The organism is Bradyrhizobium sp. Kon58 (assembly GCF_055807455.1).
In genome coordinates this window covers 141,728-156,463 of record NZ_JBVVOT010000010.1, presented here as the reverse complement: position 1 = coordinate 156,463, position 14,736 = coordinate 141,728, and the positions used below count along the sequence as shown (strand labels likewise).

13 protein-coding genes are annotated in these 14,736 nt (G+C 60.2%); 10 read left to right on the top strand and 3 right to left on the bottom strand.

Annotated features, from left to right (window positions below):
• The first annotated feature begins 205 nt into the window (after positions 1–205).
• The 10 genes from AC0L20_RS19155 (at position 206) to AC0L20_RS19110 (ending at position 9,000) form a co-directional block, all read left to right on the top strand.
• Positions 206–1,225 (top strand): NADP-dependent oxidoreductase, encoded by a 1,020-nt coding sequence (locus tag AC0L20_RS19155; RefSeq protein WP_473290767.1) that lies wholly within the window; start codon positions 206–208, stop codon positions 1,223–1,225.
• Between the two features lie 46 nt (positions 1,226–1,271).
• The gene (locus AC0L20_RS19150) at positions 1,272–2,279 is read left to right on the top strand and encodes a zinc-dependent alcohol dehydrogenase family protein (RefSeq protein ID WP_473290765.1); all 1,008 of its coding nucleotides are present in this window, start codon (positions 1,272–1,274) and stop codon (positions 2,277–2,279) included.
• Positions 2,276–3,289, top strand: a complete 1,014-nt coding sequence (locus AC0L20_RS19145; RefSeq protein ID WP_473290762.1) for an ABC transporter substrate-binding protein — start codon at positions 2,276–2,278, stop codon at positions 3,287–3,289. Before AC0L20_RS19150 ends, AC0L20_RS19145 begins: the two co-directional genes overlap by 4 nt.
• A complete protein-coding gene (locus AC0L20_RS19140) occupies positions 3,279–4,061 on the top strand; it encodes an ABC transporter ATP-binding protein (protein WP_473290759.1) in 783 nt (260 codons plus the stop codon). The genes AC0L20_RS19145 and AC0L20_RS19140 overlap by 11 nt, the downstream gene beginning before the upstream one ends.
• A 143-nt stretch (positions 4,062–4,204) precedes the next feature.
• Entirely contained in the window at positions 4,205–4,816 is a 612-nt protein-coding gene (locus AC0L20_RS19135; RefSeq protein WP_473290756.1) for an ABC transporter permease, read from the top strand.
• 4 nt (positions 4,817–4,820) lie between these two features.
• On the top strand, positions 4,821–5,576 hold the full coding sequence (locus tag AC0L20_RS19130) for an ABC transporter permease (protein ID WP_473290752.1): 756 nt from the start codon (positions 4,821–4,823) through the stop codon (positions 5,574–5,576).
• A 309-nt stretch (positions 5,577–5,885) separates the two neighbouring features.
• Positions 5,886–6,506, top strand: coding sequence for a cysteine hydrolase family protein (locus AC0L20_RS19125; protein WP_473290748.1), 621 nt, complete (start codon positions 5,886–5,888; stop codon positions 6,504–6,506).
• Positions 6,507–6,574: 68 nt separating this feature from the next.
• Entirely contained in the window at positions 6,575–7,516 is a 942-nt protein-coding gene (locus AC0L20_RS19120; RefSeq protein ID WP_473290746.1) for an enoyl-CoA hydratase/isomerase family protein, read from the top strand.
• Positions 7,517–7,547: 31 nt separating this feature from the next.
• On the top strand, positions 7,548–7,976 hold the full coding sequence (locus AC0L20_RS19115; RefSeq protein WP_473290744.1) for an OsmC family peroxiredoxin: 429 nt from the start codon (positions 7,548–7,550) through the stop codon (positions 7,974–7,976).
• A gap of 58 nt (positions 7,977–8,034) precedes the next feature.
• Positions 8,035–9,000, top strand: a complete 966-nt coding sequence (locus AC0L20_RS19110; RefSeq protein ID WP_473290742.1) for an alpha/beta fold hydrolase — start codon at positions 8,035–8,037, stop codon at positions 8,998–9,000.
• 67 nt (positions 9,001–9,067) lie between these two features.
• Here the strand turns inward: AC0L20_RS19110 and AC0L20_RS19105 are convergent, their stop codons facing one another.
• From AC0L20_RS19105 to AC0L20_RS19095, 3 genes are all read right to left on the bottom strand, one after another.
• Positions 9,068–11,146, bottom strand: a complete 2,079-nt coding sequence (locus AC0L20_RS19105) for a hypothetical protein (RefSeq protein WP_473290740.1) — start codon at positions 11,144–11,146, stop codon at positions 9,068–9,070.
• A 101-nt stretch (positions 11,147–11,247) separates the two neighbouring features.
• A complete protein-coding gene (locus AC0L20_RS19100; RefSeq protein WP_473290738.1) occupies positions 11,248–12,576 on the bottom strand; it encodes a cytochrome c in 1,329 nt (442 codons plus the stop codon).
• Positions 12,576–14,732: a xanthine dehydrogenase family protein molybdopterin-binding subunit gene (locus tag AC0L20_RS19095; RefSeq protein ID WP_473290736.1), complete on the bottom strand. Its 2,157-nt coding sequence runs from the start codon at positions 14,730–14,732 to the stop codon at positions 12,576–12,578. Before AC0L20_RS19095 ends, AC0L20_RS19100 begins: the two co-directional genes overlap by 1 nt.
• Positions 14,733–14,736: the final 4 nt, after the last annotated feature.

Genomic DNA, 14,736 nt, shown 5'->3' with positions numbered 1-14,736 from the left:
AACAAACCGCGCCGGCTGACACAATAAAAAACGATACGTTACGTATTGATTTGATGCCTTGGCGATGTTACGGTCGCGCGGCGGACGATGTTCCGACAAACGCCAATCAGTGGCCTGAAGACCGATCTGAGGAAGAGGGAGGTATCGGGTCTACGGCAGCTGCCGGTGCAGCGCGCCTCCCGCACTCCCCTTCGGATCAAACGAGATGAAGTCCTACGTGATGCCCGCCAATACGCAAGTCAGACTCTCCTCGCGCCCCGTCGGAATGCCTTCGGTAGAGAACTTCATTCTCGCCGATGCCCCGATCCCGTCGCTTTCGGCCGGCGAGGTTCTGGTCGAAACGCTGTACCTTTCTCTCGATCCCTACATGCGCGGTAGGATGAGCGAGGCGAAGAACTATGCGGCTTCGATCGACATAGGAGACGTCGTTGTGGGAAGCGCCGTCGGTTGCGTGATCGACAGCGAAGATCCGTCCTTCAAGCCTGGAGAAATCGTGGAAAGTCCCAGCGGATGGCAGTCATACGCCGTCGTGCAGGGGGCTTCACTGCGCAGGATAGATCCGAACCTCGCGCCAATCTCTACCTCCCTCGGCGTGCTCGGTATGCCGGGCCTGACGGCCTATTTCTCGACGTTGTCGGTCGGCCGTCCGATGCCGGGCGATACGGTCGTCGTGTCCGGGGCGGGCGGTGCCGTGGGACAGCTTGCAGGTCAGTTTGCGAAGCTCACGGGTTGTCGCGTGGTCGGTGTCGCCGGCAGCGATCGGAAAGCAGCTTATTGCAGGGACCAACTCGGCTTCGATGCTGTGGTCAACTACAAGACCGCGTCGAATCTCAAGGAGGCAATCGCGCAGGCGTGCCCACGCGGCGTGGACGTCTATCTGGACGGGGTCGGGGGAAGTATCTCGGCCGCCGTGAACGAGAACCTCGCGCTGCACGCGCGCGTCGTGATCTTCGGGCAGATATCGCAATCGAACCTCTCGTCGCCCGAAGTCGGACCGGTCAGTATGCGGTACATGCTGACAAGCAGGGCGCGCGTCGAGGGCTTCATCGTGAGCGATTGGCAGTCGCGGAATCACGAAGCGCTCACCCGCATTTCGTCGTGGTTGCGCGCCGGCTCGGTCAAATATTCCGAGCACATCGTCGAAGGACTTGAGAACGCTCCGGCCGCGTTCATCGGGATGCTGAGCGGCGACAATCTGGGCAAGACCCTCGTAAAGGTGAGGTAGCGCTCGCACCGCGAAATTCGGCAAATTGCAACGAACGGGTAGTCTGATGAAAGCCGTCCAGTTCAATCGTTTCGGTCCGGGGCACGAAGTCGTCGAATACGTGGATGTTCCGGACCCAGGCGAACCCGACGCAGGGGAAATCCTAGTCGAGATCCTGGCGACCCCGGTCAATCCGTCCGATTTCGTGAATTTCGCGGGCCTGTTCGGACCCTCGCCCCCGCCATTGCCGGCGATGGCAGGCGGCGAGGCTGTTGGTCGGGTCGCCAAGACCGGCGAGGGGGTGCAGCATCTGCAGCCCGGAGATCGCGTGTTGGCGCTGAGCGGTGGCCGCGGGAACTGGTGCGAGAGGATAAGGATGCCTGCGGCGGGCGTCGTCGCGCTCCCGAAGGAGGCGGATACTCTTCAACTCGCGATGATGGCGGTCAACCCGGCGACGGCCTGGCACATGTTGAAAGGCTTCGTCCAACTGAACAGGGGTGATTGGATCCTGCAGAACGCGGGAAATTCCGGCGTGGCTCACAGCGTGATCAGGATCGCCGGACTCATGGGGTTGCGAACGGTCAGCGTCGTGCGCAGGGCCGACCAGGTCGCGCCGCTGCTCGCGATCGGCGCAGATGCCGTCGTTATCGACAAGCCGGACCTCGTCGAGGACGTCGGTTCGGCAACCGGCGGAGCGCCGATCAGACTCGCTTTCGACGCAGTCGCGGGCGCCGGAACGGCTCGATTAGCACGGTGCCTCACACGCTCCGGCACCGTGGTCACGTATGGGCTTCTTTCCAGTACGGATTGCGTGGTCGGTGCCTCGGACGTCGTCTTTCGCGACGTCGGCCTTCGTGGCTTCTGGTTCACACATTGGTTCGAGACGGCACCCGCGGCGGAACGCAATGCCGTTTACGATGAAATCGGCCGATTGATCGTCGACGGCACCATCAAAGTGGAAATCGAGGCCGTTTATCCGATCTCAGACGTCAAGCAAGCGCTGCTGCACGCCAACCGACCAGGTCGCCAGGGCAAGATCCTTCTATCGCCGAATCCGCATTTGACGTCCCATTGATCGAAATCGAGGCGCCGCGCCGAAGAAGCGCGGGCTTGAACATGGAGGAAAACAATATGACGTTTGCCAGGACGACCACTTCGTATCTTGGTCTAGTGATCCCGTTGCTCGTAGGGCTGATCTGCTCCGGTGCAGCTCCCGCTGCATCTCAGACGAGCCTAAAGTTCGGGTACACGCCGACGAGCGAGTACGTGGGGGCCTATATCGCTGCGGAGGAGAGCTTTTTCAAGTCCCGAGGCCTCGATGTCGAACTCGTGCTTGTTCCGCTGAATTCGAATATTCCGTCCGCACTCCAAGCAGGCTCGCTGCATGTCGGCGGACCGACGACCGCGACCTTTCTTCAGGCGGTGGACGGCGGTCTGGATCTGGTCGCGATCGCTGGGGGCAGCATGATGACACGAGACAGCACCAACTTCTCCGTGGTGGGAAGGTCGGCCGCTGGTCTCCAGAAGCAATCCGACTTCGTCGGCAAGCGGGTCGGCATTCCCGGCATCGGCGCCTTGATGCACGTCATCTTCCGCAAATGGCTCATGGTGGCCGGGGTCGATCCAAAGAAGGTCACGTTCGTTGAAGTCGGATTTCCGCAGATGCCGGACGTGATCCGCGGAGGCACCGTGGACGCCGTGCTGTCGATCGAGCCGGTCACTACCCGTATTCTCCAAACAGGACAAGCCGCGGTAGTGACCACGATGGTGAAGGATTTGCCGGACGATCTCATGATCTTCGTCTATGCGACGACGGCAGCGTTCGCGAAGGACAATCCCGAGACGGTACGTAAATTCCGCGAGGCTCTGGTCGATGCCGCGGCGTTCATGACCCGCAATCCGGACAAGGCGCGAGAGGACATTTCCAAATATACGAAGTTGTCGCTCGATGTCGTCAAGAACGTGCCGCTCCCCGAGTTGCAGATCGAATCCAACGCGAAGCGCCTGGTGGATTGGATCGATATCATGAATGATCAGAAGATGCTCAAGGGCAAGATCGACGAGGCGCGTCTCAATGTCCGGTGATCGGCGCGTCAAGTCGGGTGAGCTGACTTGCGAGCACGTCACTGTGAACCTCGGCGGCCGCAAGATCCTCGATGATGTGTCGTTCAAGGTAGGAAGGGGCGAATTCGCGTGCGTGATAGGCCCTTCCGGATGCGGTAAGACAACCGTGCTCCGCGTGGCGGGCGGCCTAGTCAGGCCCGCATCGGGTACGGTGAGTTTCGACGGCGCAATGCTTTCCGGGCCTTCGGAAAAAATCGCCGTCGTCTTTCAGGATTACGGACGAGCTCTGCTGCCTTGGAGGACGGTCTACGGAAACGTGAGCCTCGCGTTCGAGGCGGCCGGCGTTCCCCGCTCCGAACGGGCGGACAAGATTCATTCGCTGCTCGCGACGGTAGGGCTACGAGATCACGTCAACAAGTTCCCCCGCCAACTGTCCGGCGGCATGCAGCAGCGACTTCAAATCGCGAGATGCCTCGCTCAGGAACCAGATTGCCTCCTGATGGACGAGCCTTTCGGGGCACTGGACGCCATGACGCGCCAGTCTCTCCAAGACGAGGTACTTCGTATCGCGAAGGACAGGCGCATGACCGTCCTTTTCGTCACCCACGATCTAGAAGAGGCGATCTATCTGGGCGACGTGGTGATCGGCCTGGCGGCGAACCCCGGGCGGATCGGCAAGTTCGTCCGGATCGACCTTCCGTCTCCGCGCAACCAGCTCACCACCCGTGAGGACACCGAATTCCTGCATTTGAGGCGCGATCTCTTCGACCTCGTCCAAGGGCATCACGGATGAAGGCCTGGCGTGGGTTGGTCGTGCCGGCTGTGGCGATCCTCCTTTGGGAGGCCGCGTTGCACGGTGTGCGGACACAGAGCGACACAATCGCGGCTCCGAGTGCGGTACTCGCCTCGCTCCGGCAGCTTTTGTCAGACGGAACGTTGCTCAGGACCACGTTCGAGACGCTGACGGCGTCCTGTCTCGGTCTCGCATTGGGCTTCGGTACGGGCGTCCTTGCCGGCACGCTTCTCGGGATATTTCCAAGAGCGGCCGCCTATCTGCTGACCCCGATCGAGTTGATCCGTCCGATACCTTCGGTCGCACTCATCCCCCTGTCGTTGATGGCGTGCGGCTTCGGTCTGTCGATGGAAGCGGCGATCGTAGCCTTCGCGACGTTTTGGCCGACGTTGATTCTCTCTCATACGGCGATAGCCGCCATCGATATGCGTCTGATCGAGGTCGCCCGTCTTCTGCGTCTTGGACCCATTGCGCGCGTCACCAAGATATTGATTCCGGCCGCCTTGCCTAGAATTCTGATGGCTTTGCGCCTAGCGATCGGGTTGGCACTGGTGGTGGCCGTGACCGTCGAAATCGCGGCGAATCCGCAGGGTCTCGGCTACGCGCTCATCATCGCTCAGCAGTCTCTCCGTCCCGGCGATATGCTTGCCACCCTGATCTGGGTCGGCATTCTCGGTTGGGGGCTCAATGCGCTCTTGGTCATGCTGGAGCGGCGGCTCTCGAGCGAGCAAGTCCAAACGATGTCGGAGGTATAGAGCCATGTCGGCCGCGACGTCGGTCTTGAAGGCGCTGGCCGGAGCGCTGGCGATGTCGGCGGTCTGGTTCATCCTGTCGCATTTCGCCATCGTTCCAAGGATATTCCTGCCCAGCCCGTCCCAAACCTTCCAAGCGCTCGCATTCGGTTGGACCGATGGAGATCTTCCGGAACAGACGTCCGCGACGCTTCTGCGCATGATCGAAGGTTGGCTCCTATCAAGCTTCGCCGGAGTACTCGTCGGATCAGCTGTCGGAATCTCATCGGCCGCGCGCGCTTATCTCTCGCCGACCCTGGAGTTTCTAAGGCCGTTACCGGCCTCGGCGATCATTCCCGTGGCTATCGCGGTATTCGGCCTAACGCCCGAGATGGTCCTGGGGGCCGTAGTTTTCGGGTCGATCTGGCCGACGCTGCTGGCCACGGTGCATGGTTTTGCCGGCATCGATCCCCGGCTCCGCGAGGTCGCGCAAACTCTCCGCCTCTCGAACCTTGCATTCGTCGCCAAAATCGGCTTGCCGAACGCCTTGCCCGATATCCTGTCCGGTATGCGCGTCTCGATGACCGTGGCACTTATCGTCACGATCGTCGGGGAGATGATCACGGGGCAGTCCGGGCTCGGATCGGCCATTCTGCTGGCGGGCCGGTCGTTCCAATCGTCCGATCTCTTTGCAGGCCTTATCCTTTTGGGCGCTCTCGGAGTGATCTCCAATGTGCTCTTGAGATCTGTGGAGCGTCGGTTACTTCGCTGGCAGCTCAACTGATACGTCGCGCGGCGACAGTCGTCCCCCTTGTTCCAAGCTGCTGGCCGGACGATGCCAGGCCTCCCATTGACGAATGCGTGATAGTTACTTTAGAAAATGAAGCGACCTTGACCAGGCAGCGCGCTTGGTTCATATGGACGGTGTCGAAGCGGTCGGTAATCGCTTCGATCACGCAATAAGTTTCGAGCGAAGGGGCAAACCGGCCATGCGTCCGGTGGCTTTCGCTCGCCCACGGGGGCGATACGGCCCGTGATCAATGTATCCCATGCGCCGAGGCCAAGCCTCAGGCGCCATCAGAACGAGGCATCCATGGCGGAAAAAACCTACGTCGCCGACCGTACGGCTCTACTCATCGTCGATCCGTACAACGATTTCATGACCGAAGGCGGGAAGCTCTATAACGCGATCAAGCCGACCGCGGATGCGTCAGGCATGTTCGACAACCTTCGCAAGATCATTCCGAAGGTGCGTTCCTCGAAGATCAAGGTATTCATCGTACCTCACCATCGCGCTCACCCCCACGATCACGATGGTTGGAACCATATGAACACGTTCATCCAAAACAGCTTGCCGGTCAACGCCTTCGAGCGGGGCTCCTGGGGTGGAGAGTTCAACAAGGAATTCGGTCCGCAAGAAGGGGATGTCATCGCCAAGGAACACTGGGCCCAAAGCGGCTTCGCGAACACCGATCTCGACTTCCTGCTCAAGCAGAACAAGATCGAGAAGATCATCCTGGTCGGTCTCATCGCGAACAGCTGCATCGAATCCACCGCGCGGTACGGCATGGAGCTCGGTTATCACGTTACCCTGGTCAAGGACGCGACCGCCGCCTTCAATCCCGAGGGTATGGTTGCCGCTGAGACCAACGCGCCGATGTTCGCACACGCGATCCTTACGACCAAAGAGCTGCTCGAACAGCTTCCGAACTGACGAGAACTCAGCGCCCCGGATCGATCGATCCGGGGCGCTTTCGTTTAGGATCGGAAGGATCTCGCTCCATGACGATCACTCGCCGAGAGACCCTTTCGCTGGGAGCGGGACTGCTGCTCGCGCCTGCCGGCGCAACTCGCGCGGCGGTCGCCGCGGAAAACCAGGCAGAGAGAAACATGCAGAAGCAATTCGAGACGATACGGACCCGCACCGAAGGCGGCGTGCTGTTCGCTAATTTGGATGCTCCGCCGCTCAATCTCATCGGACCCGAACTCGTTCGCGACCTTGTCGATCTGATGGACGAACTCGATCGCAGCGAGGACATCGCCGTCGTGGTGTTCTCGAGCGCCGATGCGGAATTCTTCATCCCGCACGTGGATATCACGAAGGTTCCTCAATATACCAAGGAAGCCGCACGTATCTCCGGAAGCGCAAGCGGATCGCTGGGAGGCCTATTTCGACGACTGAGCGAGCTTCGCCAGGTCACGATCGCACAGATCGAAGGTCTGGCTCGAGGTGCCGGCAGTGAATTCGCGCTTGCTTGCGACATGCGGTTCGCCTCGCGAGAAAAGGCGGTCTTCGGACAGATAGAAGCCGGTTTCGGGGCCGTACCCGGAGCGGGAGGGGTCCAACATTTGACGCGCCTGTTGGGGCGCGGGCGCGCGATGGAAGTGCTTCTATCCTCGAACGACTACGACGCCGATTTGGCAGAGCGGTACGGCTGGATCAATAGAGCGCTCCCTCAGGTAGAGCTCGGCCCGTTCGTGACTTCGCTGGCAACGAGAATCGCGAAGTTTCCTCCGGCCGGAATTGCGGCGATCAAGAAGAGGGTCAACGACATTGCGCTTCCGGCACTGGCCGATGTGCGCATGGACGCGGCGCTCTTTCAGCAGACTATCCGCGAGCCGCGCGCTCAAGCAAGGACCAAGGAGTTGCTGGAGGGTGGGTTGCAGACCAAAGGCAACCTCGAGCGGAAGTTCGGCGAGGCACTTGGCCAGTTGAAGAATTGAAGCTTTTCAAATCAACTCGACGAGGAAGAACATGAAAGCCACGAGTTTCTCCACTTGGAAGGGATCCTGGAAGCAGGGTGAAGGGGACATCTCGACTTCGTCGAGCACCCTGCGAAACGAACCCTTTACGTTCGCGAGCCGCTTCGAGGGAGCCCTCGGCGCTTGTCCCGAGGAATTGCTCGCTGCCGCCCATGCCGGCTGCTTCAATCAGGCCCTGGCGAACAACTTCGGAATGATCGGAAAAGAGGCTGAAAGCATTGAGACGTCGGTGACGATCGATTTCGGCCACGACGTGGCGGGCCATCCGGCGATCAACGGTTCGCATATCGTCGTGAAGGCGAAGGCGCCCGGCGTAACGCAGGAAGAGTTCAATCGCTGTGCGGAACGATCTCGGACGAATTGCACGATCGCCAAGGTCCTGAAATGCGAGATCACGATGGACGCGACGTTGCTCTCCTGAAGTTCCAAGCTACGAAAAGATATCCCAAGGTATGTCACTTATCCGATCAGCGGGAGCTGTGGCTCTCGCCGCGCTCTTCATTCTCATCGACCCTGCGTCGGCCGAGTCCCGTAAGTCCAATATGAAACAAACGTCCGATCGCGCGCTCGTCCATAGCTTGCCGGGGTTCTCGGAAGGGTTCGCCAAAGTCAACGGGGTGCGGCTCCATTACGTGGCAGGCGGAAAAGGGCCGCTGCTTCTGCTCCTCCCCGGGTGGCCCGAGACGTGGTGGGCCTACCACAAGATCATGCCCGAACTTGCGGTCAAGCACCGCGTGGTCAGTGTGGACATCAGGGGGATGGGTGCTTCCGACAAACCCGAAGGCGGCTACGACAAGAAGACGATGGCCGACGACCTGTCCGCTTTAATCCGCGAGCTGGGCGAACAACAAGCCGACGTGGTCGGCCACGATATCGGTGCCATGGTCGCGTTCAGTCTGGCGGCGAACCATCCCGAGCAGGTGAGAAAGCTGGTGATGCTCGACGTTGCGCATCCCTTCGCAGGATACCTTAAGCTACCGCTGCTTCCGACCCCCGGAACATTCAGCGACAAACTGGACGAAGATCACCCCTATCTGTGGTGGTTCGCGTTTCATCAGGTAAAGGGATTGCCCGAGCAGCTTTTAGAGGGGCGCGCCGGCCTGGAGCATGCTTGGTTCTTCAAATACATGGGGAAGGATGAGGGCTCGATCGATGCGCATGATCGCGCTGTCTATGAATCTGCGTATTCGAGCCGCGATGCGATTCGGGCGAGTAACGGTTGGTATCAAGCGTTCGGTCAAGATATCGCCGACGATGGTCGATACGAGAAGCTCAGCATGCCGGTTCTAGGTCTCGGCGGCCCAGGTTACCCCAGGCTCAAGGCAGCTCTGGATGCAAAGGCGCCCGGCTCCCAAACCTTCCGGATCGATGGCAGCGGACACTTCATCGCAGAAGAGAAGCCCGCGGCGCTTCTCAAATACCTGCTGGAGTTCCTGGATAAGTAGGACTCGCGCCGCTTCCATGCGCCGCACCCGGACCGTAGCGAGCATCGAGCCGCGGTCATCCGGAGGGCTACGACCTGCGCGGATACGGTATTCCCATCACGCACCGAAGAGCTTGGGCCACGATCCATAGATTTGCGAAGGTGAACAACAGTCCTGCGATCGAAGCGATAAAACAGGACATTATCTTCTTCATTCGGAGCCAGAGGGACGGGACCGGGGCAAGTGCAAAGTCGGGCAACGTGAATTTCGACGGATCGGCGGCCTCGTACGCGACCTTTATCGGGACGTTCGGACAATTGGCGGTTTGTCCCCACATCAGCGGTGTATTTTGGCATTGCCGCTCGACCAGCGAAGTGGCTGCGTCGAAATCGAAGAAATATCGCTTATAAAACCATCCGACGCTGCGCGGGCCCACATCGACCGGGGCCGCCCCGGCCGGAGTAAACGAAATGTACGTCCGTATCACGGGTACGCGCCCAGATCCCGTGACCTCCGATCCGGCGAACAATCGCGGGTCGGCAATGGCAGTTTCGACCCGGCCGCTTTTGAACTCGCCCAACTGCGCAATGAAAGCACCGTCGACGTCGCTTGCCGACAGCCAGAACGCATGAACGAGAAAGAAGGAGGCGGCAACCGTTGCGGCGACTGACAGCACAGCCGTCACAGAGGCTGGCAGACGTAGAGCGTCGCGTTGCGCGATCGGCCGAGAAGGGAGCAACGTCGGAGGGTGCAGCGGGCGCCGGACCGATTCAATTCCGGCGATTTCGTCGCGCACGACTGCCGCAACCATCGGGTCGACGAAGTAGCCGACATGGGCGCGCAATAGCAGTCGCCTTTGCCCCGTCGACCGATCCCGTGCTTCGAAGGTCGGTGAAAAGCCCATCCTCGATCCGATAGGATCCCATGGTCGGTTGACGTTAATCCATGAGAAGCGGGACAGCCGGGAGGCTATCGATTCGGCAACTGCATGCGGCGATTCTGGGAAGAGATAATCCGGGTAAAATCGTTGAAAGAAACGACGAACAGGCGAACCGAGCGTGACTAAAACGACCTCGTCGGCGGGTAGCCACTGCTTCGACGAAAGCAGCGAAGAAAGTACGATAGCCGATCCGAGGCTGTGCGCGGCGATGTAGAAAAGTCCGTCGGAGCAGCGTTCACGAGCCTCCGAAACGACGCGATCGAGCTCGTCCCGTGTCCCGTTACGGAACTGACGATCTCCGATAAAGAGAAGAATGTCCAACGCGATCTTCAGAACATGTCCGAAAACAGGTCTTACCTTTGCGAGGATGAAAATCGCGCAAACTAGACCGACGCTCGTTATGGCCAAGTAGAAGATGGCTGATCCGACCGCAGCGATCAAATCAGTGTTCACGCCAAAGAACGGCAGAGTGACTACGAACAAGAAAGCCATCAACGCCCCGGTGAACACGAGCGGCGCGGCGAAAGCGGCAGCGATGACGCCCGCCGTAGGCCGTAGGTCGTAGGTCGGGACGAGAAACACTACCAGCAAAGGGCCAAAAAGCCCGAGGGTCATCTGACGAATCGAAACCCGAAGCGGCGAGGTTGAGTTATGTAGGGCTGCAGACACAAGCGATAAAACCGCTTGGGTTATCAGCACAGATAGCCAGGACCAGGACGCGATACGTACGGCGGTGATGCCGAGGTCGAGGCCGGACATGACAACCTGGGTTACGAGTTGTCGCGGGAGAAACCAGAGAGCGGTAGGATCGGCAAGATCGCGCCAACCGCTTACCTTGTCCGGTTCAAGCAAGAATGCGGCGCGGGCCGTGAGAAACAAACCGGTTGTTGGGATCAGCAAGAAAGCCGCGACGATGACTGCGAAGCAGCACCTGCTGATGATCAGGCTAATCTCGCTCAGTCCCGCGATGATCGTCGTGCTTGCCGATCCCTGCGAGCACCAATCGATTCGTATCGACGACCGCAAAGCCACGAAAAGCCGGTCGGCTGAGGCCCACCGGAATTGCCCTTCCACAAGGACGTGGTCCGCGGCCGCTTCGTTCCAATCAACGAAAAATCTGTGCTCCGACCCGACGTTCGGAAAGGCCGCGGCGATGCCCGCGGTAGCATTGAACAGCGCGTCCTTCGTCGGCAATCCGACGCCGTGAACGATGATGAGCGAAGGCATGTCGAGTTGTCGCGAGAACCGGGTGAGCTGCAATGCAACGACGCCACGCCGGACTCTACACGAAAACGACGCCAATCACGTAGTTTGAAGCAGCTTACCCGTCAATTTTTGGCTCTTAAGCGTGCCACATTGCCGGCGACCAAGCTCGAAGGCGCCGATCCGAACCTCGAAGTGACGTAATTGGTCACGGCTGCGATCTCCGCGTCACTATAGGCACCGAAAGTGGGCATGAACGGCCGCGACGAATCTCGTGGCCCAGTCCCATGGAGAATCATAAGGGTAATGTTGGTTCCCGCCGCATCGCTGACTGCCCTCGCGCCCGTCAATTCGGCTTCCGGCGTCAAGCGAGCCGAACCGTCCCACGCGTGACAGCTCGCGCAAGCGCCCTGGAAGACGCGAAGGCCAATCGCTTGGTCCGTTATCGTCTTGGGGTTCGGCGAGACCGATGCCGTGACCGTCGGGGAAAGCGATCGATCGCGGATCCCCGTGATAGATCTGAGGTACGTGACCATCGCCCGGACGTCGGCTGCCGACAGCTTGCTCGTGCTCAATTCGACGACTTCGGCCATCGGCCCGGATGCCGCTCCATGTCCCGAGGAGAAGCCCTTCGATAGGTATTCCGCCAATTCTTCGTCCGTCCAGTTGCCGATACCCGTGCTTCCGTCGGAAGTGATGTTATAGGCTTTCCAGTTCTCGGCCACACCTCCTGCGAATTTCCTCCGGGTATTCATGGCCTGCATGAGATTTCTCGGCGTGTGGCATTCACCACAATGGCCGGCGGCCTCGACGAGATACGCTCCGCGATTCCACTCTGCACTTCTGTCCGAACGGGGCCGGAAAATGCCCGCGCGGTTGAAGAATGTCGACCAGACCGCCATCAGGGGCCGCTGATTGAAAGGGAAAACGAAGGTATTGGGACGATTCTCACGGCGAATCGGCGGGAGCGAAAGCAGATATGCCTTGATCGCCAAGACATCGTCGTCCGTCAACATGGCATAGGACGGGTATGGAAACGCCGGATACAGACGTTCGCCGGAACGACCGACGCCTTCATGAACGGCACGCAGGAATTGCGCATCGGTCCAGCCTCCGATGCCGGTCTCCTTGTCCGACGTAATGTTCGGCGTGTAGATAGTTCCGAAGGGAAGTTCGAACCCCCGCCCGCCGGCATAGGCTTGGCCGCCTGCTTGAGTGTGGCACGCCGCACAATCCGCGGCTCGCGCGAGATACTCCCCGCGCGTCACGAGATCCGCCGAAGCAAGTTCAGGCGGAACGCCGGTCGGCGGAGCCCCATTGTATTGATCGAGAGAGACCGCCCTGCCGCCCGCGAAATCCGTCGGTCCCGGTTGGAAAATCAGGTAGCCGGCAAGAGAAACGGCAGCGAACGCGGCCACGCCGAACAATAGCGCTAGTTTGCTACGCATTCCCATCACGACCTCGCCGCGACCATCGCCTTGTCGATCGGCATGCGGGTCAGTTTCTTCCCAGTGGCGGCGGACACCGCGTTCGCGATCGCCGCTTGGACGGTAACGGTCCCCGGTTCGCCGATGCCGCCCGGTGGTTCGTCGTTCTTTACCAAATGACATTCGATGATCGGAGTGTCGTCGATCCGGGCAACGCGGTAGTCGTGGAAATTCGATTGCTCGACGCGGCCGTTCTTGATCGTGATATGCCCGTGGAGTACGGCGCCGATACCGAAGACGGTGCCGCCCTGCATCTGCGCTTCTACGGTGTTCGGATTTACGATGGCTCCGACGTCTACCGCGTTCACCACGCGCAAGACGCGCACGTCGCCGTCGTCCGCTACGGCGACTTCGGCGATTGTCGCCAGAAATGATCCGAACGCCGACAAGAGCGCTACGCCCCGCCCGACACGAGTGCCCGGCCTGGCGGCAGGCGGCTTCAACCATCCGAATTTCTCGGCTGCGAGATCGAGAACCGCACGTGCTCTCGGCTTCGAGGCGATAATGCGCCGGCGCAATTCGATCGGATCTACCTTGATCTCGCGGGCGATGCGATCGATCAGGCATTCCGCGGCGAAAACACTGGCGTTCGGTCCGACCCCGCGCCAAAAACTAGTCGTCACGTGAGGGGTCTCATGTCGGATATATTCGATGAGAGTGTCCGCAAAATCGTAGGGCATCTCGACGGCTCCCTCGATCGCGTCCGCGTCGACGCCATCCTTCAAGACCGTCGGTACCCAACGGGACAGGATCGAAGACCCTGTGATGCGATGATGCCAGGCAACGATCTTGCCCTGTTCGACTTTGGCCCGCGTGTGCAAGTGATACATCGGGCGGAAGAAGTCCTGACGGATGTCTTCTTCGCGCGACCAGACGACCTTCAATGGCCCGTCGACCTCCTTGGCAATCCGCACCGCCTTTACTACGTCGTCCACGTCGAGACGGCGGCCGAACCCGCCACCGATAAGATGGTTGTGTACCGTGACCTTGGCTGGATCAATTTCTGCTGCCTTGGCCGCCGCGAGTTGCGCCTTCACCATCACCTGGGTGCCGACCCAGATATCGCATCGGTCGTCGTGGAAATGCACGGTACAATTCGCGGGCTCAAGCGCAGCGTGCGCCTGAAACGGCAGCTCGAACGTCGCCTCGAACACGCCCTCGCCCTTGAGCTTCGCAGGAGCATCGCCCTCCCGCTTGGCCACGGCGCCAGCTCCCTGGGATGCAGCTGCGATTTGCACCCAAAGTTCTTTCTGGGAGGTGCCGGCGAAGTCGCTTTCGCTCCAATCGATCCTCAGCTCCTCCAGTCCCCGCATGGCGGACCAGGTATTGCTCGCGACCACGGCCACCAGATCGTCGAGTACGACGATACGATGCACGCCGGAAACGAGCTTGGTGCGGGAGTCGTCGACCTTCAGGACCTTTCCCCCGAGGACGGGACTGCTCGTCATGGTGGCGAACTTCATATCAGGGAGAAGGACATCGATTCCATAAACCGCGGAGCCATCGACCTTGGCCGGAGTGTCGAGCCGCTTGAGAGGCTTTCCGATGAGGTTGAACCATGAGCGGTCCTTCAGCGGGAGATCGGAAACGGCGCGATCGGACCGTACCAATGCGACAAGCTCGCCATATTCTGCCGAGCGACCGGTTGCAGAATGAACGACGCGGCCATCGCTCGTCGAGAGCGTTCCCAGTTCCACCCCCCATTTCTCGGCCGCCGCGTCCACCAAGAGGGCCCGAGCCTTGGCTCCGGCCTTGCGCAAAGGGAGATACCAAGCCATCATCGACGTTGACCCGCCGGTCATCTGTTCCTTGAAGATCGGATTGGCATAGCGGGCGCGGTCGGCAGGCGCGTGTTCGACCTTCACGCGAGCGAGGCTGACGTCGAGTTCCTCGGCCAATAACATCGCCATCGATGTGTAAGCACCTTGGCCCATTTCCACCGAGGGTATGGTCATCGTCACGCTGCCATCGGAAGCGACGCGAACGAATGCGTTCAGGTCAGCAGATCTGGGCCCTTCAGCAGCCTCGGCGTTCGGTTCGAATAGTCGAAAGCCGACCAAAAGACTTCCAAGGACCGCTCCACCCTGGATGATCGATCTACGCGAGAGTTGGATAGTGGTCATCGGT

Coding starts and splice junctions, on each gene's coding strand:
- AC0L20_RS19105 (WP_473290740.1), bottom strand. CDS start 11,146: ATGCCTTCGCTCATCATCGTTCACGGCGTCGGATTGCCGACGAAGGAC.
- AC0L20_RS19140 (WP_473290759.1), top strand. CDS start 3,279: ATGTCCGGTGATCGGCGCGTCAAGTCGGGTGAGCTGACTTGCGAGCAC.
- AC0L20_RS19120 (WP_473290746.1), top strand. CDS start 6,575: ATGACGATCACTCGCCGAGAGACCCTTTCGCTGGGAGCGGGACTGCTG.
- AC0L20_RS19115 (WP_473290744.1), top strand. CDS start 7,548: ATGAAAGCCACGAGTTTCTCCACTTGGAAGGGATCCTGGAAGCAGGGT.
- AC0L20_RS19095 (WP_473290736.1), bottom strand. CDS start 14,732: ATGACCACTATCCAACTCTCGCGTAGATCGATCATCCAGGGTGGAGCG.
- AC0L20_RS19130 (WP_473290752.1), top strand. CDS start 4,821: ATGTCGGCCGCGACGTCGGTCTTGAAGGCGCTGGCCGGAGCGCTGGCG.
- AC0L20_RS19100 (WP_473290738.1), bottom strand. CDS start 12,576: ATGGGAATGCGTAGCAAACTAGCGCTATTGTTCGGCGTGGCCGCGTTC.
- AC0L20_RS19125 (WP_473290748.1), top strand. CDS start 5,886: ATGGCGGAAAAAACCTACGTCGCCGACCGTACGGCTCTACTCATCGTC.
- AC0L20_RS19155 (WP_473290767.1), top strand. CDS start 206: ATGAAGTCCTACGTGATGCCCGCCAATACGCAAGTCAGACTCTCCTCG.
- AC0L20_RS19150 (WP_473290765.1), top strand. CDS start 1,272: ATGAAAGCCGTCCAGTTCAATCGTTTCGGTCCGGGGCACGAAGTCGTC.